The 8875-nt window shown below is 71.7% G+C and carries 10 protein-coding genes and 1 pseudogene; 5 read left to right on the forward strand and 6 right to left on the reverse strand.

Annotation, left to right across the window (positions count from 1 at the left end):
* Positions 1 to 291: 291 nt before the first annotated feature.
* Complete coding sequence (locus tag M4J07_RS44700; protein WP_255982511.1) at positions 292 to 1206, reverse strand: LysR family transcriptional regulator; 915 nt, start codon at positions 1204 to 1206, stop codon at positions 292 to 294.
* Between the two features lie 128 nt (positions 1207 to 1334).
* On the opposite strand from M4J07_RS44700, the gene M4J07_RS44705 reads away from it, so the two are divergent.
* The gene (locus M4J07_RS44705) at positions 1335 to 2189 is read left to right on the forward strand and encodes an oxidoreductase (protein ID WP_255982513.1); all 855 of its coding nucleotides are present in this window, start codon (positions 1335 to 1337) and stop codon (positions 2187 to 2189) included.
* A gap of 18 nt (positions 2190 to 2207) precedes the next feature.
* Here the strand turns inward: M4J07_RS44705 and M4J07_RS44710 are convergent, their stop codons facing one another.
* Together M4J07_RS44710 and M4J07_RS44715 are read right to left on the reverse strand one after the other, a co-directional pair.
* Positions 2208 to 2657, reverse strand: a complete 450-nt coding sequence (locus M4J07_RS44710) for a VOC family protein (RefSeq protein ID WP_255982515.1) — start codon at positions 2655 to 2657, stop codon at positions 2208 to 2210.
* 19 nt (positions 2658 to 2676) lie between these two features.
* Complete coding sequence (locus M4J07_RS44715) at positions 2677 to 3132, reverse strand: winged helix-turn-helix transcriptional regulator (protein ID WP_255982518.1); 456 nt, start codon at positions 3130 to 3132, stop codon at positions 2677 to 2679.
* A 101-nt stretch (positions 3133 to 3233) separates the two neighbouring features.
* Between M4J07_RS44715 and M4J07_RS44720 the strand changes: the two genes are divergently transcribed.
* The gene (locus tag M4J07_RS44720) at positions 3234 to 4703 is read left to right on the forward strand and encodes an MFS transporter (RefSeq protein WP_255982520.1); all 1470 of its coding nucleotides are present in this window, start codon (positions 3234 to 3236) and stop codon (positions 4701 to 4703) included.
* Here the strand turns inward: M4J07_RS44720 and rarD are convergent.
* Both rarD and M4J07_RS44730 read right to left on the reverse strand, forming a co-directional pair.
* Positions 4682 to 5665 carry an EamA family transporter RarD gene (rarD, locus tag M4J07_RS44725; RefSeq protein WP_255982522.1) on the reverse strand — a complete coding sequence of 328 codons (984 nt, stop codon included), beginning with the start codon at positions 5663 to 5665 and terminating at the stop codon, positions 4682 to 4684. The two genes, M4J07_RS44720 and rarD, sit on opposite strands and share 22 nt — an antisense overlap.
* A 126-nt stretch (positions 5666 to 5791) precedes the next feature.
* Positions 5792 to 6649, reverse strand: coding sequence for an SDR family oxidoreductase (locus M4J07_RS44730; protein WP_255982524.1), 858 nt, complete (start codon positions 6647 to 6649; stop codon positions 5792 to 5794).
* A gap of 92 nt (positions 6650 to 6741) precedes the next feature.
* On the opposite strand from M4J07_RS44730, the gene M4J07_RS44735 reads away from it, so the two are divergent.
* The 3 genes from M4J07_RS44735 to M4J07_RS44745 all read left to right on the forward strand — a co-directional run bounded on the left by M4J07_RS44735 (position 6742) and on the right by M4J07_RS44745 (position 8249).
* A complete protein-coding gene (locus tag M4J07_RS44735) occupies positions 6742 to 7140 on the forward strand; it encodes a winged helix-turn-helix transcriptional regulator (protein ID WP_255982526.1) in 399 nt (132 codons plus the stop codon).
* 132 nt (positions 7141 to 7272) lie between these two features.
* Positions 7273 to 7806 carry a DUF6082 family protein gene (locus M4J07_RS44740; protein WP_255982528.1) on the forward strand — a complete coding sequence of 178 codons (534 nt, stop codon included), beginning with the start codon at positions 7273 to 7275 and terminating at the stop codon, positions 7804 to 7806.
* 185 nt (positions 7807 to 7991) lie between these two features.
* A complete protein-coding gene (locus M4J07_RS44745) occupies positions 7992 to 8249 on the forward strand; it encodes a hypothetical protein (RefSeq protein WP_255982530.1) in 258 nt (85 codons plus the stop codon).
* 64 nt (positions 8250 to 8313) lie between these two features.
* On the opposite strand, the pseudogene M4J07_RS44750 reads toward M4J07_RS44745, so the two are convergent.
* Positions 8314 to 8875, reverse strand: a pseudogene (locus M4J07_RS44750) (2-oxoacid:ferredoxin oxidoreductase subunit beta); the annotation flags it as partial.

An 8875-nucleotide genomic window follows, 5' to 3' on the forward strand; every position in this document is an offset into this window, starting at 1 on the left:
GCGACGAGGCCGGCGACGGTGAGCAGTGCGGCGCTCGCGAGGCGCACACGGGTCGGGTGCAGGGGCATGTGGGGGGCTCCTGATTCCTCGGTGGTGCACTGGGCGTACGGGGATTCGGGCTGCCCGATGGTCCGGCGCGGCTGACGAAGGGTCAAGAGCCGATTCCGGTCAGGGGTGTTCGGATTCCGGAGGCCGCGCCCCTGAAGTCGTACGACGGTGAACCATCCGGTGGCTGACGTGTCCGGAACAACCCCGCTCGCCAGGGCCCCGCCCGGCCGGAACTCCGCCCGCTCAGACCTCCGCGGCCCCCACCGCCCGCGCCGCGGCCAGGTACGCGCGGACCAGGGCCCGCTCGTCGTCGCGGCGCGCGGCCACCGCGAGCCGGGACGGCGTGATGCCCCTGACCGGCACCGCGGTCACCCCGTCGCGGACGATCAGCGGAGCGTTCCCGGTGGCGAGCAGCACCACGCCCTGGCCGTTGGCGACCGCCTCGTGGGTCTCCTCGGCGCTGGCCACCACCCCGCCGATCCGTGGCGCGCGCCCGTCCCGCGCGTCCAGGGCGAGCCAGTAGTCCCGCAGCGGCCCCGCCTCCGGCGGCAGCGCGAGGAACGGCTCGTCGGCGAGGTCGCGGAAGTCGACCGCGCCCTCCGGGTCCGCGGCGGCCCGCGCCGTCAGCGGGTGCCCCGGCGGCAGCGCCACGAGCCGCGGCTCGCTCGCCACCACCACGGACCGGTAGCGCTCGTCGTCCGGCAGCGGCAGCCAGACGAAGGCGACGTCGCTGGAGCCGTCCGCCAGCCCCGCGGTCGGATCGGCCCAGTTGACCTGGCGCAGGACGGGCCGGGCGGCCGGGTGGCGGGACATCAGCCGGGTCCGCAGCGCGGGCAGCAGACCGCGGCCGGGGCTGGTCGACATGCCGACCACCAGAGTGTCCCGCTCGGCGGCCCGCGCCTCCTCCACCGCCGTCTGTGCGGCCTGCCAGGCGGCCAGCACCCCGCGGGCGTGCGGCAGCAGCGCCTCACCCACCGCCGTCAGCCGCACCGACCGCCGGTCCCGGACGAACAGCTCGGCGCCGAGCTGCTTCTCCAGCATCCGGATCTGCTTGCTCAGCGCGGGCTGGGAGACATACAGCCGCTCGGCGGCCCGCGTGAAGTTCAACTCGTCGGCGACCGCGGCGAAGTAGCGCAGATCGCGCCCGTGGACATCCATAACTCATGGCTATCACAAGGGGTCTTGGACGCGACCGGGTCCGCGGAAGAAGGATGGGAACCGCAGACGAACCGCCAACGGGGAAGCCCCGAACGGCAGTTGACGACAGTGACGAGGGAGACCGGAACATGAGCGCGAAGAAGAACGGCGACGCCAAGGTCTGGCTGGTCACCGGCGCGAGCAGCGGGTTCGGGCGGGCCATCGCCGAGGCCGCCGTCGCCGCCGGCGACACGGTGATCGGCACGGCCCGCAGGCCCGAGGGCCTCGCCGACCTGGTCGCCGCGCACCCCGACCGGATCGAGGCGATCGCCCTGGACGTCACCGACGGCGAGCGGATCGACGCGGTGGCCGCGGACGTCCTGTCCCGGTACGGCCGGGTCGACGTCCTCGTGAACAACGCGGGCCGCACCCAGGTCGGCGCCTTCGAGGAGACCACCGACGCGGAACTGCGCGACCTGTTCGAGGTGCACGTCTTCGGCCCGGCGCGGCTGACCCGGGCGCTGCTGCCGCAGATGCGGGAGCGCGGCAGCGGCTCGATCGTGAACATGAGCAGCTTCGGCGGCCAGCTGTCCTTCGCCGGCTTCTCCGCGTACAGCGCGACGAAGGCCGCCCTGGAGCAGCTCTCCGAGGGGCTCGCCGACGAGGTGACGCCGTTCGGCATCAAGGTCCTGATCGTGGAGCCGGGCGCCTTCCGCACGAACCTGTTCGCCAAGGACGCGGCCTACTTCTCCGACGAGCACCCGGCGTACGCGGAGAAGGTCGGCGTCACCCGGCAGATGGTGCGGGGCGCCGGCGGCGAGCAGCCCGGCGACCCGGCGAAGGCCGCCGCGGCGATCCGCCTCGCCCTGGCCGCCGACGACACCCCGCTGCGGCTGCCCCTCGGCGGCGACGCGGTGGACTTCCTCACCGGTCACCTCGATGCGGTCAGGGCCGAGCTGACCGCCTGGGAGAAGGTCTCGCGCGGCACCGACTTCGACGCCTAGGCGTCCGGCGGGACCCGGTCACTGCACGTCGAACTCGTTCCCCTCGGGATCGGCCATCGTCACCCACTCGCCGCCCTGCTCCTTGACCGTGTTCAGCACCCGCGCGCCGAGACCGACCAGCCGGTCGGCCTCGGCCGCCCGGCGTTCGGTGCCCGCGTGGATGTCGAGGTGCAGCCGGTTCTTGCCGGTCTTGGCCTCCGGCACGCGCTGGAAGAGGATCCGGCGGCCGAGCCCGCTCCCGGTCTGCTCGTCCACCGGGTCGTCGGGGTGCCGCACGGCGATCAGGTCCCGGAAGGCCCTGCGCCCCCGGAACTCCACGGTCTCGTCCTCGCGCACCGCCCCGAACCCGAGCAGTCGCTCGACGAGGGCGGCGTTGTCCTCGATCTCGTAGCCGAGCGCGGCGGCCCAGAACTCGGCCTGTGCATGCGGGTCGCGGGCGTCCATGACGAGCTTCCAGTCAAAGGTCATGGGCCTTTTATAGGTCGGCTCAGGCGTCCGCGTGCTCGGTTTCGGCGGTCCGCGCGTCGTACGCCATCCGGGCCGCCGCGACCTCGCCCTGATGCGACTCGGTCCACGTCACCAGGGACTGGATCGTGCGGTGCAACGTGCCGCCCAGCGCGGTGAGTTCGTAGTCGACGCGCGGCGGCACCACCGGGTGCACGGTCCGCTTCACCAGCCCGTCGCGCTCCAGCTGCCGGAGCGTGACGGTGAGCATCCGCTGACTGATCCCGTCGATCTCGCGGCGCAGCTCCATGAAGCGCAGGCACCGCGTGTCGAGCAGCGCGATCACCAGGAGCGACCACTTGTCGGCGATCCGGTCCAGGATCTGCCGCACCTCGCAGTCCTCGCGGGTGTCCCACTGGAAGGGGTCGGCGTCGCCGTAGTCCTTGTCGGAGGCGGTATTCGCGCAGTAACCGGGTGACTTAGAAGTGCCTTCTTCCATGCCTGTCGATGCTGCCGCAGGATTCCAGTGGTTACAAGAGGGAACCGACCCTCACTCCGGTAACCACCCCTGTCGGCAAGCGACTTGAGGAGACACCCGTCATGACCGCACTCCACGGAACCCGCGCCTGGGCCCTCCTGCTCGTCCTGTGCAGCACGATCTTCCTCGAAGGCATCGACGTGGCCATGCTGGCCGTGGCGGTGCCCTCGATCAGATCCGATCTGGAACTCGGTACGGGCGCGGCATCCTGGGTGATGAGCGCCTACGTGCTCGGCTACGCGGGCTTCACGCTCCTGGGCGGCCGCGCCGCCGACCTGCTCGGCCGCCGCCGGATGTTCCTCACCTGGCTCACCGTCTTCCTGCTCTTCTCCGGGCTCGGCGGCTTCGCCACGGCCGAGTGGATGCTGATCGTGGCCCGGTTCGTGACCGGGGTGGCGGCGGCGTTCATGACCCCGGCCGCGCTCTCCCTGATCACCACCTCGTACGAGGAGGGGCCGCGCCGCAACCAGGCGCTGCTGGTCTTCGCGGGGACGGCGGCGGGCGGCTTCTCGCTCGGCCTGGTCATCGGCGGCGTCCTCACCGAACTGGGCTGGCGCTGGGTCTTCTTCGCCCCGGTCCTGCTCTCCGCGGCCATCCTCGTGGCGGCGCTGCGGCTGATCCCGCCGCAGAGCGCCCCGGCCCGCACCGGTGCCGGCTTCGACGTCCCGGGCGCGCTCACGGCGGCCGGCGCGATGCTGCTGCTCGCCTTCGGCGTCGTACGCCTCGAGCACGGCCTGGACGGCTGGTGGCTGACGCTGGGCGCGGTGGCGGCGGGGCTGCTCCTGCTGGCGGTGTTCGTCGCCGTCGAACGGCGCGGAAAGACGCCCCTGGTCCGCCTCGGCATCCTCCGCAACAGGGCCACGGTCCGCGCCGACCTCGGCGCCCTGCTGTTCGTCGGCGCCTTCTTCGGCTTCCAGTTCGTGCTGACCCTGTACCTCCAGGAGCTGCGCGGCTGGTCCTCGCTGCAGACGGCGATCGCGCTGATCGTCATGGGCTGCGACGCGGTACTCGCCCCCACCCTGACGCCCCGCCTCGTGAACCGCTTCGGCAACGTCCGCGTCGCCTTCGGCGGCTTCCTCCTGGCGGTCCTCGCCTACGGTCTGTTCCTGCCGGTCGGCCTGGACTGGACGTACGCGGCGATGTTCCCGACCCTGATCCTCGCGGGCACCGCCTTCGCCCTCGCGTACGGCCCCCTGACCATCGCGGCGACGGACGGCGTGGCCGAACACGAGCAGGGCCTGGCCAGCGGCCTGCTGAACACGGCGACCCAGTTCGGCTCGGCCCTCGGCATCTCGGCGGTGACGGCGGTGTACGGCCTGACGCTGCACGGCACGACACCGGAGGCGACCCTGTCGGCGTTCAGGTGGGCACTGATGGTCCCGGTGGCGATGGTGGCGACAGGCGCGCTGCTGCTGGGAGGAGGCCTGCGCAAGGGGCGCGGGGAACGGCGCGAGCAACCCACCACAACCCGCACCCGCCGACGCGACACGATTCCGGCAGACGCAGTGGCTCAGACGGCCGACTCCCGCTGAACCACTCCATCGACCCCGGCCTCCGCCGACGTCGCGACGGCAATCGCCTCCGCCCGGGCCAGCCGAACCCTCCCGGCCCGAGCGGAGCGCAACGCGTCCCAGGTGAGAAGGACGAGCGCCACCCATACGAGCCCGAACCCGGCCCACCGCTCCGGCGGCATCTCCTCGTGGAAGTACACGATTCCGAGCACGAACTGGAAGACGGGCGCGAGGTACTGCAGCAGCCCCAGCGTGGACAGCGGCACCCGGATCGCGGCGGCCCCGAAGCAGACCAGCGGAATGGCCGTCACGACGCCGGTGGAGGCGAGCAGCGCGGCGTGGCCGACGCCCTCGCCGCCGAAGGTCGACCGGCCCTGGGTGCCGAGCCAGATCAGATAGCCGAGCGCGGGCAGGAACTGCACGGCGGTCTCGGCGGCCAGCGACTCCAGGCCGCCGAGGTTCACCTTCTTCTTCACGAGCCCGTACGTCCCGAAGGAGAAGGCGAGGACCAGCGAGATCCACGGCGGCTGCCCGTACCCGATGGCGAGCACGAGGACCGCGAGCAGGCCGACGCCGACGGCCGTCCACTGCGCGGGCCGCAGCCGCTCGCCGAGCAGCAGCACGCCGAGCGCGATGGAGACGAGCGGGTTGATGAAGTAGCCGAGCGAGGCCTCCACCACGTGCCCGGCGTTCACCGACCAGATGTAGACGCCCCAGTTGACCGTGATGACGGCGGCGGCGATGACGACCAGACCGAGCCGCTTCGGCTGCCGCAGCAGCTCCCGGGCCCATCCCCACTTGCGTACGAAGAGCAGGGCGACGCCGACGACGGCCAGCGACCACACCATCCGGTGGGCCAGGATCTCCACCGAGCCGGCGGGCTTGAGCAGCGGCCAGAACAGCGGCACGAGGCCCCACATGCCGTAGGCCGCGAATCCGTTGAGGAGTCCGACGCGCCCGTCCTGCTTTTCCTTCTCGGCCAACGCCGTCCTCCTCCAGACACCCGGCAGCCCCGCGGCGGCCACCCATGAAGGTAGCGCCGCGGGGCGGTGCGTGTCATGCCCGTATCGCCATACGGTCCTGACGTCCTGACCTGCGACGTCGGCGGGCTACTTCAGGGCGTCGGCGACGGCCTCGGCGACCGGTGTCGTGGGGCGTCCGATGAGCCGCGCCAGGTCCCCGTTCCGGCGGGCGAGCAGGCCCTGCTCGATGGCGGTGTCGACGCCCACGAGGATGTCGGCGAACGGGGCGGGCAGCCCGGCGCCGAGCAGCACCTCCCGGTTCTCCGCGGGCGTCACGGCGCGGTAGACGACGTCCTTGCCGGACTGCTTCGCGACCTCGGCGGCGTACTCGGCGAGCGACCAGGCGTCGTCGCCGCTCAGCTCGTACGCCTGGTTCTCGTGGCCCTCACCGGTCAGCACGGCGACGGCCGCGGCGGCGAAGTCGGCGCGCGAGGCGGAGGCGATCCGGCCCTCGCCCGCGGACGCCACGACGGCGCCGTGCTCCAGGACGGCGGCGAGGTTCTGCGTGTAGTTCTCGTGGTACCAGCCGTTGCGCAGGAACGTGTACGGCAGGCCCGAGTCCAGGACCGCCTGCTCGGTGACCTTGTGCTCGTCGGCCAGCGCGAAGTCGGCGTCGGGCCCGCCGAGCACCCCGGTGTACGCGAGCGAGGCCACGCCGGCGGCCTTCGCGGCGTCGATCACGGCCCGGTGCTGGGCGACCCGCTGTCCGACCTCGCTGCCGGAGATCAGCAGCACCCGGTCACCGGACCGGAAGGCGTCCGTCAGCGTCGCGGGCGCGCTGTAGTCGGCGACGCGCAGTTCGACGCCGCGCTCGGCGAAGTCCGCGGCCTTCTCCTTGTCGCGCACGACGGCGGCGATCTCCCCGGCGGGCACGCCCGCGTCGAGCAGTCCTTCGACGACGAGACGGCCGAGCTGGCCGGTGGCTCCGGTGACGACGAGGCTCATGTCTGAAATCTCCTTCGGTGCGGTGTTTCCTTCCTCACCGTAAGGGGTGCACTGTGGATCCGTAAGTACCCACTTTGAAGTAAGGTACTTCCATGGCGGTAAGCAGGGTGAGGCAGTGGACGCTCGACAGTGCCGGCGGGCTCTGCCCGCAGCGGCTGGTCCTCGAACACGTCACGAGCCGCTGGGGCGTGCTCGTGCTGCTGGCGCTGCAGGAGCGCTCCTTCCGGTTCAGCGAGCTGCGCCGGGAGATCGGCGGCGTCAGCGAGAAGATGCTCACGCAGACGCTCCAGACCCTGGAGCGCGACGGCATGGTGCACCGCGACGCGAAGCCGGTGATCCCGCCGCGCGTCGACTACTCGCTCACCGAGCTGGGCCAGGAGGCCGCGGCGCAGGTCCGCTCGCTCGCCGAGTGGACGGAGCGGCGGCTGCCGGCGGTGGTCAGGGCGCGAGAGGCGTACGACGAGTCCCGGGCTCCCGGGTCGTCCTCCTGACGTAACTGGGCCTTCCGGCCCCGCTCCCGGGGCACTCGGTGCCGTTCGGCCCGGCATGCGCAGGGCCCATGAGGGGCAGACGCTCCCTAGGGCGCCAACCCCGCTGCGCCGACCTGGGGGGTTTGCTTTGACATGGCCATACGGATAGTGCCGCCCCGGTGGGCGCGCTCCCGGTCCGGCCGGAGTGCCAACCGCCTTCAGCGGGATCGGGACCTGGTCGACGTACTGGCACGTGAACTGACCGAACTGCGGCAGGAGATTCGTCGGGCCAACCTCATCCAGTACCACCGGCTGATCGCGGACCAGCTGGACCGGGCGATCGACGATCCGGACCTGGGAGCCGCGATGAGCACGCTCGACGGACTGTCCGAGCGCGAACGCCGGCAGATGCTGTTCAGCAACCGCGAGTACGCGGTGAGCGTCCTGGCCTACCGCGTCGGCATGTACGACTGGGACGAACTGGTAGGGGCGTTACGGGTGCTCTGCCGCAACGCGGTCTTCGCCGCCTACTGGGCCCGGACGGTCGACCACCGGCGCAGCCTGCCCGCCGAATCCCTGGAGGGGCGGGTCGGCAGGGCGGTGGACGGCGTGCTCGCCGAGCTCGCCGAGGATCCCGAGGAGTGGTGGGTCGTGGGTGGCCCGCCGGACGGAGCGGAGCGCGAATGAGCTGACGTCCGCCCTGTGTGCGCTTCTGTCCGCCCCTGGGCGGTGCGTGCAGGTCACGCAGCCGCTGCCGCCCTACAGACGAGTGGTTTCAGTCTTCATTGGGTTCGCCGCCCGTGTCGAAATGGGGACCGTCTCGTTGGACCGGGATTTGGCCCGGACCGGGCAGCAGCAAAGGGGCAGTTCAGTTGAGCGAAGATCTCTCGACCGCGCGCATCACCCGCCGAATCGGAACAGCTCCTCAGCTGAGGGATTGCACCAACGGTGAGACCTGTCCCGACCTCTTCGAGCTGAGCGACGGCAGCTTCGCCGTCATGGGTACCGAGGCCACGGCGGTGCTGGAGCCGTCGCTGCCCTCGGACGCCGGCCGGGCCGACTACGAGCGCATCGTGATCATCAGCAGAGAGACGCTGATCCGCGCCAAGAGGGACATCCCCGATGCGTGACCGGTGACACGAGAGCCCCGGGCGCAACTCGTGCCCGGGGCTCTCGTACGAGGCGGAGGCGGGCTCAGCCCACGACCGTCCAGGTGTCGCCGCCCGCCAGCAGCGCGGCGAGGTCGCCCTTGCCGTTCTGCTCGATGGCGGCGTCGAGCTGGTCGGCCATCTGCGTGTCGTAGACGGGGCGTTCGACGTCGCGCAGGACGCCGATGGGGGTGTGGTGGAGGGTGTCGGGGTCGGCGAGGCGGGAGAGGGCGAAGGCCGTGGTCGGGGACGCGGCGTGCGCGTCGTGGACCAGGACGTCGGCCTGGTTGTCCTCGGTCACCGCGACGACCTTGAGGTCACCCGTGGCCGGGTCGCGCACGACGCCCTTGGAACCGCCCGCGCCGAAGGTGATCGGCTGCCCGTGCTCCAGGCGGATCACCGCCTCTTCGGCCTGCTGCTTGTCCTTGAGGACCTCGAAGGCGCCGTCGTTGAAGATGTTGCAGTTCTGGTAGATCTCCACCAGCGCCGTGCCCGGGTGGTCGGCCGCCTGGCGCAGCACCGAGGTGAGGTGCTTACGGTCGGAGTCGACGGTCCGCGCGACGAACGACGCCTCGGCGCCGATCGCCAGGGACACCGGGTTGAAAGGC

The sequence above is a fragment of the Streptomyces longispororuber genome, assembly GCF_024448165.1.
Classification (GTDB): Bacteria; Actinomycetota; Actinomycetes; order Streptomycetales; family Streptomycetaceae; genus Streptomyces; species Streptomyces longispororuber_A.

Coding starts and splice junctions, on each gene's coding strand:
- M4J07_RS44700 (WP_255982511.1), bottom strand. CDS start 1,206: ATGGATGTCCACGGGCGCGATCTGCGCTACTTCGCCGCGGTCGCCGAC.
- M4J07_RS44735 (WP_255982526.1), top strand. CDS start 6,742: ATGGCGGTAAGCAGGGTGAGGCAGTGGACGCTCGACAGTGCCGGCGGG.
- M4J07_RS44705 (WP_255982513.1), top strand. CDS start 1,335: ATGAGCGCGAAGAAGAACGGCGACGCCAAGGTCTGGCTGGTCACCGGC.
- M4J07_RS44710 (WP_255982515.1), bottom strand. CDS start 2,657: ATGACCTTTGACTGGAAGCTCGTCATGGACGCCCGCGACCCGCATGCA.
- M4J07_RS44715 (WP_255982518.1), bottom strand. CDS start 3,132: ATGGAAGAAGGCACTTCTAAGTCACCCGGTTACTGCGCGAATACCGCC.
- M4J07_RS44730 (WP_255982524.1), bottom strand. CDS start 6,649: ATGAGCCTCGTCGTCACCGGAGCCACCGGCCAGCTCGGCCGTCTCGTC.
- M4J07_RS44720 (WP_255982520.1), top strand. CDS start 3,234: ATGACCGCACTCCACGGAACCCGCGCCTGGGCCCTCCTGCTCGTCCTG.
- M4J07_RS44740 (WP_255982528.1), top strand. CDS start 7,273: ATGGCCATACGGATAGTGCCGCCCCGGTGGGCGCGCTCCCGGTCCGGC.